Origin of the sequence: Burkholderia anthina, assembly GCF_902498995.1 — a bacterium.
GTDB lineage: Bacteria > Pseudomonadota > Gammaproteobacteria > Burkholderiales > Burkholderiaceae > Burkholderia > Burkholderia anthina.
This window is the reverse complement of record NZ_CABVLY010000018.1, coordinates 149,858-165,211: the sequence shown is the minus strand read 5'-3', so window position 1 is coordinate 165,211 and position 15,354 is coordinate 149,858. Positions and strand designations below refer to the sequence as shown.

Genomic DNA, 15,354 nt, shown 5'->3' with positions numbered 1-15,354 from the left:
ATGCACGACGACTTCGAACGCGGTGCGCGCGGCGCGACCGACACGCTCAACCGCCGGGTACCGCGCGGCAATGCGTGGCTGGCCCCGGGGGCGGCTGCGCTCCTCGCCGGTGCGCCGACATGCGCCGATGCGCATGCGTGGAATATTCCGTACTACCTGCCGGTGCCGTTGTGGCTCTATGCGTACGCGGCCACCGGCACGCTCGTGGTGTCCTTCATGATCCTGGCGTTCGCATCGGGCGCGCGCGTTTCGGGCCCGCGAACGCCGGCGATCCGATGGCGGCGGGCGTGGCGGATCCCGGCCGCGGCGCTCACGGCGGGGCAGGCCGCCAGCATCGGTTTCGTCGTCCTGCTGATCGTCTCGGGTCTCGCCGGCGCCCAGAATCCGTTCGTCAACCTCGGCATGTCGGGATTCTGGCTGTGGTTTTATCTGGGATCGATCTATGTCGGCGCGGTGTTCGGCGACCTCTATGCGTTCACGAATCCGTTTGCGTCGATGCTGCGGATCGCGGCGCGCTGCGTCCCGGGAATCGACAGGGGCCGGTATCGGTATCCCCGGGGCCTGGCATCGTATCCCGCGCTGCTCGCGTATGTCGCCCTCATCGCGCTGGAACTGTTCGGCGCGGCAAGGCCGCGAGACGCAGGCCTGTTTCTTGCAGGCTACGCCATCTATGCGCTGGCCGGTTCGTTGTGCTTCGGCCGCGACGTGTGGCTCAGGCATTTCGACGCGTTCGGCATTCTGTGCGGATTGTGCGCACGGCTTTCGCCATTCGAATGGCGCCGCGTGTCGGCGCGCGAAATCGACATCAGGCTGAGGAATCCGGTCGCCGGCATGGCATCGGAGCCGCCGTTCGACACCAGCATCGTGATCTTCCTGTCGTTCATGCTCTCGTCGACGGCCTACGACGGCTTGCGCGATACGGCGGTCTGGAACACCTTCTTCTGGCGCGGCGTCTATCCGCTGATCGTCGCGGCGTTCCCGGCGCTGAAGAACGACTACGCGATCGCGGGAGAACTCGTGTTAGCCGGGCAGTGGGCCACCTTTGCCGCAGTCGGGCTGGCCTACCATGGCCTGTTTCGGGGCTTCTGCGCACTCGGTGCGGCGGGAGCGCGTTCGGCGCTGGATGGACAGGCGTTTGCACGGCAATTCTGCCTGCTGCTGTTGCCGATCGCGCTGTTCTACAACGTATGCCATTACTTCACGCTGTTCATCGACCAGGGGCGGCAGATCGTTTCACTGCTGTCCGATCCGCTCGGCATCGGCTGGAACCTGCTGTCGATCGGGCCCGCGCAATACTCGCCGACACCGCTCCTCGTCAACGTCGGCTACGTCTGGCATGCGCAGGTCCTGCTGATTCTCGCCGGCCATGTGCTGAGCGTGTACGTCACGCACGCGATCGCCGTCCGTCATCGCGTGCTGGCGGGGACGGTGGTACTCAACCAGTTGCCGTTGCTGGTGCTGACGATCGCGCTGACGATCAGCGGCCTGTGGATCCTGTCGCTGCCGCTCGCGTGACATTCGCGGCACGCGGCTTGAGCCCGGACGGCGAGAATCCCCACCGTTTGCGGAACGTTGCCGAGAAGTGGCTCGTGGTCGAAAAACCGCATGCGAGCGCGGCCTCGGTCACATCGCAGCGGCCGCGTTCGATCAGGTCGCGGGCTGCTTGCAGCCGGGTCTCGACGATGTACTGATGCGGCGTCAGCCCGTTGGCTTTCTTGAAGTTCCGGATGAACGAATACAGGTCGCCGGGATAGTCGACCGCGTCGGCGAGCGTCACGAGCGTCAGCGGATCGCGGAAATTGGCGCGGATGTACTCGACGGCCCGTCGCATGCCCTGCGCATGCGTGTACTCCCGGACCTTGCGCGTCGACTCCAGATATGACATGCGGCCGAGCGCGGCCGCACCCAGGGTTTCGACGTAGGTCGGCCCCGAGGGCATCCCCGCGACCGCATCTTCATGGATGCTCCTGATGATCTGCACGAGCAGGTCGTCGCTCACGTCGAAGCGGGGCACGGCCGGGACGGACGGCGTGCTGGCGAGCAGGCCGGAGCGGGACAGCCAGGACACGTCGAAGTGGACCGCGAGCCACTCGATGTCGTTCGACCACCGGCTGGAACACGCGAAGCCGGGCGGCACGTAAGTCAACGGCGTGCGCATCACGTGCGCGGCCCATCCGTTGCCGTCCATGCGCATCTCGAGCCCCGACGGCGAGCGCAAGTGCAGCGTGAAGACCGGCTCCGTCGTCTCGAGATCGATCAGCTCCGATGCGTTCGCGATGTAGTGATCGATCGCGACGACGCCGCGCGACGGCGTCGCAAGCTGCCTTTTCCAGCCCGCGGGCGGATGCCAGCTCGACTGGCGTCCGTCGGGGTGTTTCGCACATACATAGCGCAACGCTGGCCGGATCGGCATGCCTGTTCCCTTGATGTTGCCCGGACACGGGCGAAGCGAGTGCTCGCCGCGATGATCCGCTTTGGAGAATCAGAGCACTGTAGGGTGTCATGCTTACTCGATGCTTACCTGCCTGAGGCGGTCGGCGCGCTGTACGCGGCGCCGGCGAGCGCGTCGGTGGCGGCCGCGATCGACGCGCTGAAGGTGGTGACGCGTGCGCCATCCGGCGACGCCGAATGACGCAGTGCGACACAAACATCGGACGAATCGGGGTCTGGCGCGCGCGGCCGTGACCGCGCGTAAGCCCTGATGCGCGCGGATGCGCCGGTGCGCACGGATTGGTGTTAAATGTACGTTCGCGCATCAGCTGGGCGCGCGATCGGGGGTGCACCGGGACTCGGCGTAAACCCGGAGCGGCACACGGCACGAAGGATTTCTAACGAATCGGGCGCAACAGACCCGGTCGGATTGACGGCAGGATTCATCTTGAATACCGAACCGCAAAGTTCTCGCTACAGCCTGGGGCTCGCCGCGGAAGTCCTCGCGTCCGAGCAGAGCGTGCTGAGACTGATCACGCGCAATACCCCGCTGCCGGAGTTGCTCGTCGAGGTCTGCCGGCGCGCCGAGGCGTTGCTCGGCGATGGCGCGTCCTGCACGATCCTGCTGCTCGACCCGGACGGCGCGCACGTGCGGGTGGGTGCCGCGCCGTCCTTGCCTGCCCAGTACAGCACCGCGATCGACGGCGCGCCGATCGGCCCCGCCGCGGGCTCGTGCGGCACGGCGATGTACCGGCGCCGGATGGTCGCCGTCGAAGACATCGAAACCGATCCGCTGTGGGCCGACTACCGCTCGTTCGCGTTGCCGCTCGGGCTGCGCGCGTGCTGGTCGGTGCCGTTCGAGGACGAAGCCGGCAGCGTGCTCGGCGCGTTCGCCGTCTATTACCGCACGCCGCGCCGGCCCAGCGACGAGGAAACCGACCTGCTGCGCGACATCGGCAACAGCGTCGGCCTCGCCGTGCATCAGGACCGGATCGCGCGGCAGCTCGCACTGAGCGAGGAACATCACCGTCTGGTCGTCAACAGCCTGAGCGAAGGCATTCTCGTCGTGTCGCGCAACGGCATGGTGGTCGCGAGCAATCCGAGCGCGAACCGGATGATGCGCACGCAGGGCGACCTCGTCGGCCGGCGGCTGTCGACGGTGATCCTGTACAAGCTGCGCGAGGACGGCACGCCGATCCCGCCCGACGACTGGCCGAGCCGGCGCGTGTTGGCGACGGCCGCGCCGCTGCTCGACTACACGGTCGGCTTCGGTCTCGCGGACGGCGACGTCATCTGGGTGCGCGGCAACGCGGTGCCGATCGTGAAGCCGGGCGAGACGCAGCCCGAATCGGTGCTCGTGTCGTTCCACGACATCGGCCCCGTGCGCGAAGCGCAGCAGCAGTTGCGCTACATGGCGACGCGCGATGCGCTGACGGGCCTGTACAACCGGCGCTGGCTGTCCGACCGGATGCGCGAATTGTTCGGCAAGCGCGACGCCGCGGCCGGGCCCGCGCGGGTCGCGATCCTGTTCATCGATCTGGTCGGTTTCAAGAAGGTCAACGACACGGCCGGCCACGACGCGGGCGACGCGCTGCTGCGCAGCGTCGCCGCGCGGCTCGCGGCATGCGCGGGCGGCCGGTATTCGCTCACGCGCGTCGGCGGCGACGAGTTCGTGATCCTGGTCGACGACTGCGACGATCCGGACGGGCTCGCCGTGCTCGCGCGCGAGGTGATCGATACGATCGCGAAGCCGTTCGCGATCGCGAACAACGAGTACTGGCTCGGCGTGTCGATCGGGATCAGCGTCGCGCCGCGCGACGGCGACGACGCCGTCACGCTGATGCGCAACGCCGACTCGGCGATGTACGACGCGAAGCAGCGCGGCCGCAACCATTTCACGTTCTTCACCGCGCAGCTGAACCTGCGCCTGCAGCGCCGCTTCGCGATCGAGCAGTCGCTGCGGCGCGCGCTCGCGTCGGACACGCTGCGGCTCGCCTACCAGCCGGTCGTCGACGCGCGCAGCGGCCGCACGGTCGGCGCCGAAGCGCTGCTGCGCTGGACGAGCCCGGAACTCGGGCCGATGTCGCCGGCGGAGTTCATCCCGGTCGCGGAAGATACCGGGCTCATCGTCGCGATCGGCCAGTGGGTGCTCGAAACCGCGTGCCGGCAGGCCGCCGAATGGCGCCGCACGATCGCGCCGGACCTGATGCTGGCGGTCAACCTGTCGCCTCGGCAATTCCACGAAGGGCTCGTCGAGTCGGTCGACCGCTGCCTCGCGCAGACGCAGCTCGACCCGGGCGCGCTCGAACTCGAGATTACCGAAGGCGTATTGATGAACGACACGGATACCGTGCTGCCGATGCTCGAGGCGCTCACCGACATGAACGTGCGGATCTCGGTCGACGACTTCGGCACCGGCTATTCGTCGCTCGCATACCTGAAGCGCTTTCCGCTGCACAACCTGAAGGTCGACCGCTCGTTCGTGTCGGGCGTGCCCGATCATCGCGATTCCGTCGCGATCACGCAGGCGGTGGTCGCGATGGCGCACTCGCTCGGGATGAAGGTCACCGCGGAAGGCGTGGAGACCGAAGCGCAGTCGTGGTTCCTGCAGCAGATCGGCTGCGACATGCAGCAGGGCTACCTGTTCAGCCGGCCGCTCGACCCGACCGACTACGCGCGCCGGCTCGCGGCCGCCGCTTAGGTCGCCGCTTAGGTCGCGCGGGCCGCGCCGGCGTTCAGACGAAACCGCCGGTGCCCGGCGGGAAGGGCGGGAAAGGGGGCGCCGGCGTCGCATCGACCGCCACGCGGTTCTTGCCGTCGTGTTTCGCGCGATACAGCGCGCGATCGGCCGCTTCGATCAGCGACGTCGTCGGCACGTCGGGCGCCGGCACGACGGTCGCGCCGCCGATGCTGATCGTCACGTAGCGGCCCGTCGACGAATGCACGTGCTCGAGCCGCAGCGCCTGGACCGCGAGGCGGATCTTCTCGCCGAGCAGCCGCGCGGCGCCCGGCGACGTCGACGGCATCACGACCGCGAATTCCTCGCCGCCGAAGCGCGCGGCCAGATCGCCGGACTGCCCGAGACAGCGCTCGATGGTGGCCGCGACCTGCTTGAGCACGCTGTCGCCCGATACGTGTCCGTACGTGTCGTTGTACAGCTTGAAATTGTCGACGTCGATCATCAGCAGCGACAGCTCGCCGCGCTCCTGCGCGACGCGTCGCCATTCGGCGGCCAGGTATTCGTCGAGGTAGCGCCGGTTCGACAGCCCGGTCAGCCCGTCCGAATGCGTGAGCCGCCGCAGTTCGAGATTGGCTTCGAGCAGTTGCTGCTGCGATTGCCGCAGCGCGCGATAGGCCTCGTCGCGTTGCAGCAGGTTGATGTACGAGCGCGAGTGGTAGCGGATCCGCGCGACGAGCTCGATGCGGTCGGGCAGCTTCACGAGGTAGTCGTTCGCGCCGGCCGCGAACGCGGCGCTCTTGATCACCGGCTCTTCCTGCGTCGACAGCACGATGATCGGCACGTCGCGCGTCGCCGGATTCGCGCGGTACGCCCTCACGAGGCTCAACCCGTCGGTGCCCGGCATCACGAGATCCTGCAGGATCACGGTCGGCCGCGTCTCGATCGCGGTGGCCATCGCGTCGTCCGAGCGCGGGCAGTAGTGGAAGTCGATGCTGTCCTCGTCGACGAGCGCGCGCCGCACGGCTTCCGCGACGATCGTCTGGTCGTCGACGAGCAGGACCATCGCCGGGACGTCGGCGGCCGGCGCATGGCGTGCGTGCGCGGCGTCGGCTGCCGCATGCGGGTCGCCCGGCGGGCGGGTCGGGTCGCGGGTCATGACCGGGGCCGCGTTGCGCAGCGGCTGCGGTGGAGGAGGCGGGGCGTCATCGGTTCAGATCCGCGCGAGTGCAGTCAGCTCGCCCGCGATGCGTTCGAGCGGCAGGATCGCGCGCGCCGCGCCCAGTGTGGCGGCCGCCTTCGGCATGCCGTATACGGCGCTCGTCGCCTCGTCCTGCGCGATCGTGTGATAGCCCTTCATCCGCAGCGCCTTCAGGCCGATCGCGCCGTCGCGCCCCATGCCCGTCAGCAGCACGCCGATCACGCGGCCCGGCCAGTGTTCGGTCAGGCTGTTGAAGAACACGTCGACCGACGGCCGATATGGCGTGGCGGCCGGCTCGCGCGTGTATTCGAGCGTGCCGGCGCGCGTGATGCGCAGATGATCGTCGGTCGCGGCGAGCAGCGCGACGCCCGGCTGCGGGCGGTCGCCTTCGCGCGCGACGCGCACCGTCAGCTGCGTCTGGCCGTCGAGCCATTGCGCCATGCCTTCGGCGAAGGCGCGATCGACGTGCTGCACGATCACGATCGGCGCGCGGAAGTCGGCCGGCAGGCTGCCGAGGATCGAAGCGAGCGCGCCGGGCCCGCCGGCGGATGCGCCGATCGCGATCAGCGGGCCGCCGTCCGCGCGTGCGGTCGTGCCGGTTGCGCGCACGCCGCCGGGCGCATCGAGCAGGCGGCCGATCTGGTCGATCTTCGCGAGCAGCAGCCGGGTGGTGTCGCCGGCTTCGCCTTCGCCGAGGCGCGGCGTGTCGACCGCGTCGAGCGCGCCGGCGCCCATCGCTTCGAACACGCGCCACGCGTTCGCGCCGATGCAGTTCGTCACGATCAGGATCGCGCACGGGCGCCCGGAGCGCATGATCCGCCGCGTCGCCTCGATCCCGTCGCACTTCGGCATGATCAGGTCCATCAGCACGACGTCGGGCGGCTGCAGGGCACACAGTTCGACGGCCTGCGCGCCGTCGGTCGCGACCCACAGCACGCGGTGCTCGGGACGTCGCGCGATCGCGCGGCGCATCGCCTCGACGGCAAGCGGGAGGTCGTTGACGATGCCGATGTTCACAAGCGGGATACTCCGGTCGGTTCGTAGTGTTGGAGGTGGGCCGGGTTCATGGAAGGCGGTGCCGGTCCGGCACCGGTGGCAGCATCGGCGGACGGACGGCACGGAATTCTTTTCGGTTGGCGACGCCCGCATGCTGTCATGCGCCGCGAGCGGCGGCAATCGAAAAAATTGCGCATTGCGTCGATTCCGACCCTTTCCTCTATCGACGCCGCACTTCGGGTGCCGTCCACGCGGGCAGACAGCCATGTGTAAGGTCATGCGGCGGTGCGGAAGCGGGCCATCGTTGAAAGTTCCAGTGGTGATCTTCACGCTGCGGCGATGCAGGCCGCGCACGCACGCATGCGCGGGCGACCCGGCCGCACAGCCAGCGCGCCGCGAACCGCGCAATGCACACGGTCAGCCGTTCAATGGCTGCGCGCGTACCCCTGGATCAGCGCGCGCATCATCCCTTCGACGGTCGCATCGAGCAGATCGGTTTCCTGCTCGGATTCCTCGACGAGCGCGGCGTACGCGGTGGCGAGCGTCACGCGGTCGACTTCATGGCGCTGCTCCATCAGCGTGACCATGCCGTCCTTCGCCAGATGCGCGGAGAATGCGCGGCTGCCGATGGTCTGGAATACGTCAATCATGGCGGCTCTCCCGTACGTTGCCGATGCTTTCCAGTTTAGTCGGCGTACCCGCGCTTCGCCACGGGCGGCAGGGCGGGAGCAACGACGAAGCGGCGAGGAAGCGGCGTCCGTCACGCGCATCGGGATTGTTCCGACGAAACCGCTATCCGGCATGCGGCGCGTGCAATGCCGCGTCAGGTTCAACGTTTACCCGAAACATCAAATTGTCGACTTTTTATCGATAAAGTCTCGTGTTAGATTTTGCGGCCTGAATCCGGTCGAAACCGGGCAGGGGGCGCCCGTCACGGCGCCGCGCATTCGACACAAGGAGGGACAATGCTGGTGCTGATTGGGGTGCCGATCGTCGTGATCGGTTTCGCGCTGCGCTTCAACGCGCTGCTGGTGGTCACGATCGCGGGGCTCGCGACGGGGCTGGCGGGCGGGATGAATCTCGTCGACATCGTCAGCGCGTTCGGCAAGGCGTTTACCGACAACCGCTACATGGGGCTCATCTGGCTGACGCTGCCGGTGATCGCGCTGCTCGAGCGCAACGGGCTCAAGGAGCAGGCCAAGCGGATGATCTCGCGCGTGCAGGCGGCGACCACCGGCCGCGTGCTGATGCTGTATTTCGTGCTGCGTCAGCTGACCGCCGCGCTCGGCCTCACGTCGCTCGGCGGACACGCGCAGATGGTGCGTCCGCTGATCGCGCCGATGGCCGAAGCCGCCGCCGTCAGCCGGCATGGCGATCTGCCCGAGTCGGTGCGCCAGCAGATCCGCGCGCATGCGTCGGGCGTCGACAACGTCGCCGTGTTCTTCGGCGAGGACATCTTCATCGCGATCCAGTCGATCCTGCTGATCAAGGGCTTTCTCGAGCAGAACGGGATCGTCATCGAGCCGCTGCATCTGTCGGTCTGGGCGATCCCGACCGCGGTCGCCGCGCTGCTGATCCACTGTACGCGTCTCGCGCTGCTCGACCGGCGGCTCGCGCGCGGCTTCGGCATGGTCGGGCGGGAGGGCGCGCGATGATCGGCCTCGAACCGCTGTATACGCTCGCCGGGCTGATGTTCGCCGCGTTCGCGTGCTTCAACCTGATGGACCGCACGAATCCGCGCCGCGTCGTCAATTTCGCGTTCTGGGCGATCTACGCGCTCACGTTCCTGTTCGGCGCGCTGCTGCCGCACTTCGTGACGGGCTGTCTCGCGATCGCGCTCGCGGTGATCGCGGGCTCGGGCAAGCTCGGGCGCGGCAAGTCCGACGAAGCCGGCGAGGCCGCGGCCGCGCGGCGCGACGCGAAGGCGCTGCGCTTCGGCAACACGCTGTTCCTGCCCGCGCTGCTGATTCCCGTCGTCACGCTGATCGGCACGTTCGCGCTGAAGTGGGTGCCGTTCGTCGATCCGAAGAGCGTGACGCTGATCTCGCTCGTGCTCGGCACGCTCGTCGCATTCGCCGTCGCGCTCGCGATGCTGCGCGATTCGCCGGTTCATGCGCTGAAGGAGGCGCGTCACACGATGGACGCGGTCGGCTGGGCCGCGATCCTGCCGCAGATGCTCGCGGCGCTCGGCGCGCTGTTCGCGGTCGCGGGTGTCGGCGGCGTGGTGTCGGGGCTCGTGAAGGACTGGGTGCCGATCGATTCGCCGTTCGCGGTCGTCGCCGCGTACACGGTCGGCATGGCGCTGTTCACGATGATCATGGGCAACGGCTTCGCCGCGTTTCCCGTGATGACGGCCGGCATCGGCCTGCCGCTGATCGTCCACCAGTTCCACGGCAACCCGGCGATCCTCGGCGCGATCGGGATGCTGAGCGGCTTCTGCGGTACGCTGATGACGCCGATGGCCGCGAACTTCAACATCGTGCCCGCCGCGCTGCTCGAACTGAAGGACAAGAACGGCGTGATCAAGGCGCAGTGGCCGACCGCCGTGCTGCTGCTGGCCGTCAACACGCTGCTGATGTATGCCTTCGTATTCCGCTTCTGACGAGATGCCAATGACCGACCGACTCACCCCCGAACTCGCCTCGAAATTCGCGTCGCTCGCGCTCGCGCACCTGACCCGCGAATATCCGAACAAGCTCACGCATTCACTCGAAGGCCCGCACGACGTGCAGGGGCCGCGCGCGCTGCATCCGATCTTCTACGGCAGCTACGACTGGCATTCGTGCGTGCACGGCTACTGGCTCGTGCTGCGCGTGCTCGAACGCTATCCGGCGCTGCCGGAGGCCGAGCGGATCATCGCCACCGTCGACGCGCATTTCACCGACGCGAACGTCGCCGGCGAACGCGCGTATCTCGCGCTGCCGCACAACAGCGGCTTCGAGCGGCCTTACGGCTGGGCGTGGCTGCTGGCGCTGTCCGCGCAACTGGAGCGGCTCGCGCTGAAGGGCGTCGTGCCGCAGGCCGCGCGCTGGGCGAGGACGATGGCGCCGCTCACCGACCTGTTCGTGTCGCGCTTCGAGGCCTTCCTGCCGAAAGCGACGTATCCGCTGCGCGTCGGCACGCACTTCAACACCGCGTTCGCGCTGGCGCTCGCGCTCGATTTCGCGCGCGAGACGCAGCGCGACGGGCTCGCGGCGCTGATCGTCGATACCGCGAAACGCTGGCATTCGAACGACGTCGCGTGCCAGGCGTGGGAGCCGTCGGGCGACGAGTTCCTGTCGCCCGCGCTGATGGAGGCGGAACTGATGCGGCGCGTGCTGCCGGCCGGCGAATTCGACGGCTGGTTCGCGCGCTTCCTGCCGGATCTCGCACGCGGCGAGCCGGCGACGCTGTTCGTGCCGGCGACGGTCAGCGACCGCAGCGACGGCAAGATCGCGCACCTGGACGGATTGAACCTGAGCCGCGCGTGGTGCCAGCGCTCGCTCGCCGGTGCGTTGCCCGAAGGCGATGCGCGGCGCGCGAAGCTGCTCGATGCGGCCGGCCGGCATCTGGCGAGCGCGCTCGCGCACGTAGCCGGCGACTACATGGGCGAGCACTGGCTCGCGACGTTCGCGTTGCTGGCGGTGGAGGCATGACGCGCGAAACCTGAGCGCAACCCGCGCGAAGCCCGGATGAAGCCCTTGCCGGCGGCAAGGTCATCCGGGCGCGGCTATACTCGCCGCTCGGGCCGCTGCGCGCATCGTGCGTTGCGCGCAGCGGCCATCCGCCAGTTCTCCGCTTCGCCATGGACAAGTTGATTGCCTACGTCGCTGCGATCCACGGGCTTGCCGGCCCGGTGTCGATCGTGTCGCATGCCACGTCGCACGACCGCTGGACCGACGACGACGTCGAGGTCACGCGCGACGAAACCGAATACCGCTTCGACAACGGCGCGATCGTGCGCCGCGCGGTCGAGCAGGACCGCGCACCGTCCGACCTGCTGTGCGCCGAATGCTGGATCGACTACGACGTGATTCGCCATCCCGACGCGCAGCCGATCAGCCCGACGCGGCTCACGTTCGACAACGCGTGCCGCGAGACTTTCTGGCTGCGTTACCACCTCGCGTGAGCCCGGGCGTGATTGCCCGGGGCGGTGGTTTTGCATCCGGCGCAACACGGCTTTCCATCGACCGACCGGCGCGGCGCACCGGCGAGTCGATACACTGCCGTACCGGTTGCACGGGCCCCGGCGAACAGGCCCGGACGAAGGAGACAGGACAGATGGACACCCAACGCGCAGCGGTCGTGACGCACCGCGGCAATGCGATCGAAAACACTCACGTTGCCGATGTGGCGGTGGTGGATGCCAGCGGCAGGCTGCTGTTCCGGTTCGGCGATCCGTTCCGGACGACGCTCGCGCGTTCAGCGGCGAAGCCGGCGCAGGCCCTGTCGGTGATCGAGACGGGCGCGCCGGAGCAGTTCGGTTTCGACGACGCGGACATCGCGCTGATGTGCGCGTCGCACAGCAGCGAGGAGCGGCACATCGCGCGCACGCGGGCGATGCTGGCGAAGGTCGACGCGCAGGAGTCGGATTTGCGGTGCGGCGGCCATGCGCCGTTGTCCGACGCGGTGTACCGGTCGTGGATCAAGCGCGATTACATGCCGACCGGCGTGTGCAGCAACTGTTCGGGCAAGCACGTCGGGATGCTGGCCGGCGCGCGCGCGATCGGCGCGGCGATCGCCGACTACCATCTGCCGGAGCATCCGATGCAGGTGCGCGTGAAGCACGTGGTGGCCGATGCGTGCGGGCTGCGCGACGACGAAGTCGACTGGGCGATCGACGGATGCAACCTGCCGACGCCGGCTTTCTCGCTCGATCGGCTCGCGCGCCTTTACGCGTCGCTGGCCGACGGCGCGGATACGGTGGAAGCGGGCGGCGATGCGGCGACCGACCGCGTGCGCGCGCTGGCGCGCATCCATCATGCGATGACCGCGCATCCGGAGCTGGTCGCCGGAGAAGGGCGCTACTGCACGGTGCTGATGGGGGCATTCGACGGGCAGGTGGTCGGCAAGCTCGGTGCGGACGGCTGCTACGGGATCGGCGTGCGCGCGTCGGAACGCACGCGGCAGCTCGGTGCGCACGGCGCGCTCGGCATCTCGGTGAAGATCGGCGACGGCAACATCGACGTGCTGTACATGGTCGTGAGCGAGCTGCTCGAACGGCTGCAGATCGGCACGGCGGCGCAGCGCGCGCGGCTGGCCGCGTTCCATCGCCCGCGCATGCTCAATACGCAGGGCGTCGAGATCGGGCACGCAACGTTCCCGTTCGAATTGCAGGCGGCCTGAATGGCGTGAGCGTGCCGATGCACGGCCGCGGCGCGTCGCGCGCGCGGCGTGCGTCGGTGCGCGTCGGCGTGCGAGTGCCGCCTGTCCCGCCGCGCAGGCAAGCGCGGCGGCGACCGCAAGCGCGGCGCACTACGCGCGCGCGTCGCGAATCTTCATCAGCAATGCGTCCGATAGCGCACCGATGTCCGCGAGCTGTTCCGCGAGAAAGTCCTTCAGCACGCGCAGCTTCGCCGAGCTGCGCCGGTTCGCCAGATACGCGATGTAGATGTACTCGCCGGTCAGCTTGTTCTGCAGCCGATAGCGCGGCAGCACGGGTTCGAGCCGGCCGCTCGCGAGCAGGTCGCGCACCAGCCAGATCTCGAACTCGGCGATGCCGAGCCCCGCACAGGTCGCCTCGAGCAGCAGCTCCGAATGGTCGGTGACGAGGTTGCCGGCCGGCAGCACGCTGTGCCGCGCGGCGTCGCTCACCAGTTCCCAGCGCGGATCGCCTTCGGGATGCACGTAGCGCAGGCAGTTGTGATGCGTCAGGTCGTCCGGCGTCGCGGGCCGCCCGTGGCGCTCGAGATAGCCGGGCGTCGCGCACAGGATGCTGTCGTTGCGCGACAGCCGATGCACGACCAGGTTGTCCAGATAGTTCTCGCCCTCGTGGATGTCGAGATCGAACCCGCCGGCGACGAGATCGTTGTGGTTGTCGGTGAGCCGCACGTCGAGCTGGATCGTCGGGTAGCGCTCGAGAAACGGTGCGACGAGCGGCGCGAGATGACGGCGACCGAACGCGACCGGCGCGGTGAGCTTGAGCGGCCCGCTCGGGCGCGCATTGAGCTCGGCGACGACGCGCAGCGTGTCGTCGAGATCCGCGATCAGCGTGACCGCGCGTTCGAGGTAGATGTGGCCGGCCTCGGTCAGCGTCACGCTATGCGTCGAGCGATGCAGCAGCGCGACGCCCAGCGCTTCCTCGATCGCGGTGATCTTGCGTGCGACGGTGGACGTCGACACGTGCATCTCTTTCGCGACCGCGGAAAAGCTCCCCATGTCGACGACGCGCACGAAGGTGCGCATGGCGCCGAGATGATCGACGCCGGTGTCTCTCGCTGGTGTTTTCATTCGATTCTCGCTGTTGCGTCCCACGCAAAACCGCTTTCGATAATACAGAAGCGAGCTTCTTTATGCAAAGGCATAGAATGCGATCCCGTCGTATCGGGATGCGGTGAGCGCAGCGTGTTTGCCGCGTCGGCACGGGACATTTGAGGAGGGGACCATGACGGAACAAGGCTTCCGCGTCGAAGCGGATCTTTTAGGTAAGCGAAGCATTCCGGATCACGCGTACTACGGCGTCCATACGTTGCGCGCGAAAGAGAACTTCGATATTTCGGGGCGCACGATCGCGTCGCTGCCGTACCTCGTGATGGCGCTCGCCGCCGTGAAGGAAGCCGCGGCCGATGCGAACTGCGAGCTCGGGCTGCTGCCGGGCGCGTATCGCGACGCGATCGCCGCCGCGTGCGTCGAGATCCGCGAAGGCCGGCTGCACGACCAGTTCGTGGTCGACATCATCCAGGGCGGGGCCGGCACGTCGACCAACATGAACGCGAACGAGGTGATCTGCAACCGCGCGCTCGAAATCATGGGCCACGCGCGCGGGCAGTACGAATACCTGCATCCCAACGAGCACGTCAATCTCGCGCAGAGCACCAACGACGTGTATCCGACCGCGATCCGGGTCGCCACGTGCTTCGCCGTCGAGCACCTGCTCGAGGCGATGGCGCGCCTGCGCGATGCGTTCGCGGAGAAGGCCGACGCCTTTTCGGGGCTGCTGAAGCTCGGCCGCACGCAGCTGCAGGACGCGGTGCCGATGACGCTCGGCCAGGAGTTCTCGACCTACGCGGTGATGGTGACGGAAGACATCGCGCGCCTGCAGGAAGCCGGCTGGCTGATGCGCGAGATCAATCTCGGCGCGACCGCGATCGGCACCGGCATCACCGCGCACCCGCAATACGCGGAGAAGGCGCTGGCCGCGCTGCGCCGCATCACCGGCCTGGATCTCAGCACCGCGCCGAACCTGATCGAGGCGACGCAGGATTGCGGCGCGTTCGTGCAGATCTCGGGCGTGCTGAAGCGGATCGCGGTGAAGCTGTCGAAGATCTGCAACGACTTGCGGCTGCTGTCGAGCGGCCCGCGCGCGGGGTTCGGCGAGATCAACCTGCCGCCGGTGCAGGCCGGCTCATCGATCATGCCGGGCAAGGTGAACCCGGTGATTCCGGAAGTCGTGAACCAGGTCGCGTTCGAGGTGTTCGGCAACGACCTGACCGTGACCTTCGCGGCCGAAGCCGGCCAGCTTCAGCTCAACGCATTCGAGCCGGTGATCGCGAGCGCGCTGTTCCGCAGCTTCAGCCACCTGACGGCCGCCTGCACGACCCTCACGGACCGCTGCGTGAGCGGCATCACCGCGAACCCCGAGCGGCTGCGCGAAACGATGGAGCGTTCGGTCGCGCTCGCGACCGCGCTGAATCCGTACATCGGCTACAAGCGCGCGACCGCCGTGGCCGCCGAGGCGCACGAGAGCGGCAAGTCGATCCGCGAAGTCGTGCTGGCGCACCGGCTGATGACCGAGGCGCAGCTCGACGAGGCGCTGCAGCCCGAAGCGCTGATCCGCCCGCGCGCGTACTGATTCCGGCCGCGCGGCGCCGGCACGAGCCGCCGGCGCGCCGCGCGCGGCCGTTCCCGCTGC

The 15,354-nt window shown here is 68.3% G+C and carries 14 protein-coding genes; 9 read left to right on the top strand and 5 right to left on the bottom strand.

Annotated features, from left to right (window positions below; translation table 11 throughout):
• Positions 1 to 1,515: a hypothetical protein gene (locus BME24068_RS22535; RefSeq protein ID WP_239007947.1), complete on the top strand. Its 1,515-nt coding sequence runs from the start codon at positions 1 to 3 to the stop codon at positions 1,513 to 1,515.
• Here the strand turns inward: BME24068_RS22535 and BME24068_RS22530 are convergent.
• Entirely contained in the window at positions 1,478 to 2,413 is a 936-nt protein-coding gene (locus BME24068_RS22530; RefSeq protein WP_174927417.1) for an AraC family transcriptional regulator, read from the bottom strand. The genes BME24068_RS22535 and BME24068_RS22530 overlap by 38 nt on opposite strands.
• A gap of 84 nt (positions 2,414 to 2,497) precedes the next feature.
• Between BME24068_RS22530 and BME24068_RS35310 the strand changes: the two genes are divergently transcribed.
• Positions 2,498 to 2,632: a hypothetical protein gene (locus BME24068_RS35310; protein ID WP_275404996.1), complete on the top strand. Its 135-nt coding sequence runs from the start codon at positions 2,498 to 2,500 to the stop codon at positions 2,630 to 2,632.
• Positions 2,633 to 2,878: 246 nt separating this feature from the next.
• Positions 2,879 to 5,131, top strand: a complete 2,253-nt coding sequence (locus BME24068_RS22525) for a putative bifunctional diguanylate cyclase/phosphodiesterase (RefSeq protein ID WP_096499280.1) — start codon at positions 2,879 to 2,881, stop codon at positions 5,129 to 5,131.
• A 34-nt stretch (positions 5,132 to 5,165) separates the two neighbouring features.
• Here BME24068_RS22525 and BME24068_RS22520 read toward each other — a convergent pair whose 3' ends face one another.
• The 3 genes from BME24068_RS22520 to BME24068_RS22510 form a co-directional block, all read right to left on the bottom strand.
• A complete protein-coding gene (locus tag BME24068_RS22520; RefSeq protein WP_174927416.1) occupies positions 5,166 to 6,266 on the bottom strand; it encodes a diguanylate cyclase domain-containing protein in 1,101 nt (366 codons plus the stop codon).
• 54 nt (positions 6,267 to 6,320) lie between these two features.
• Complete coding sequence (gene cheB / locus BME24068_RS22515) at positions 6,321 to 7,325, bottom strand: chemotaxis response regulator protein-glutamate methylesterase (RefSeq protein ID WP_174927415.1); 1,005 nt, start codon at positions 7,323 to 7,325, stop codon at positions 6,321 to 6,323.
• Between the two features lie 404 nt (positions 7,326 to 7,729).
• A complete protein-coding gene (locus BME24068_RS22510; RefSeq protein ID WP_011355611.1) occupies positions 7,730 to 7,954 on the bottom strand; it encodes a hypothetical protein in 225 nt (74 codons plus the stop codon).
• Positions 7,955 to 8,269: 315 nt separating this feature from the next.
• Here BME24068_RS22510 and BME24068_RS22505 point away from each other — a divergent pair, with 315 nt between their 5' ends.
• The 5 genes from BME24068_RS22505 (at position 8,270) to BME24068_RS22485 (ending at position 12,629) form a co-directional block, all read left to right on the top strand.
• On the top strand, positions 8,270 to 8,959 hold the full coding sequence (locus tag BME24068_RS22505; protein WP_174927414.1) for a DUF969 domain-containing protein: 690 nt from the start codon (positions 8,270 to 8,272) through the stop codon (positions 8,957 to 8,959).
• Positions 8,956 to 9,906, top strand: coding sequence for a DUF979 domain-containing protein (locus BME24068_RS22500; RefSeq protein ID WP_096499272.1), 951 nt, complete (start codon positions 8,956 to 8,958; stop codon positions 9,904 to 9,906). Before BME24068_RS22505 ends, BME24068_RS22500 begins: the two co-directional genes overlap by 4 nt.
• Before the next feature lie 10 nt (positions 9,907 to 9,916).
• Complete coding sequence (locus BME24068_RS22495; RefSeq protein ID WP_096499270.1) at positions 9,917 to 10,939, top strand: DUF2891 domain-containing protein; 1,023 nt, start codon at positions 9,917 to 9,919, stop codon at positions 10,937 to 10,939.
• A 149-nt stretch (positions 10,940 to 11,088) separates the two neighbouring features.
• Complete coding sequence (locus tag BME24068_RS22490) at positions 11,089 to 11,412, top strand: hypothetical protein (protein ID WP_174927413.1); 324 nt, start codon at positions 11,089 to 11,091, stop codon at positions 11,410 to 11,412.
• A 152-nt stretch (positions 11,413 to 11,564) separates the two neighbouring features.
• On the top strand, positions 11,565 to 12,629 hold the full coding sequence (locus BME24068_RS22485) for an asparaginase (RefSeq protein WP_174927412.1): 1,065 nt from the start codon (positions 11,565 to 11,567) through the stop codon (positions 12,627 to 12,629).
• Positions 12,630 to 12,758: 129 nt separating this feature from the next.
• Here BME24068_RS22485 and BME24068_RS22480 read toward each other — a convergent pair whose 3' ends face one another.
• A complete protein-coding gene (locus tag BME24068_RS22480) occupies positions 12,759 to 13,733 on the bottom strand; it encodes a LysR family transcriptional regulator (RefSeq protein ID WP_174927411.1) in 975 nt (324 codons plus the stop codon).
• A gap of 154 nt (positions 13,734 to 13,887) precedes the next feature.
• Here BME24068_RS22480 and aspA point away from each other — a divergent pair, with 154 nt between their 5' ends.
• A complete protein-coding gene (aspA, locus tag BME24068_RS22475) occupies positions 13,888 to 15,294 on the top strand; it encodes an aspartate ammonia-lyase (RefSeq protein ID WP_174927410.1) in 1,407 nt (468 codons plus the stop codon).
• Positions 15,295 to 15,354: the final 60 nt, after the last annotated feature.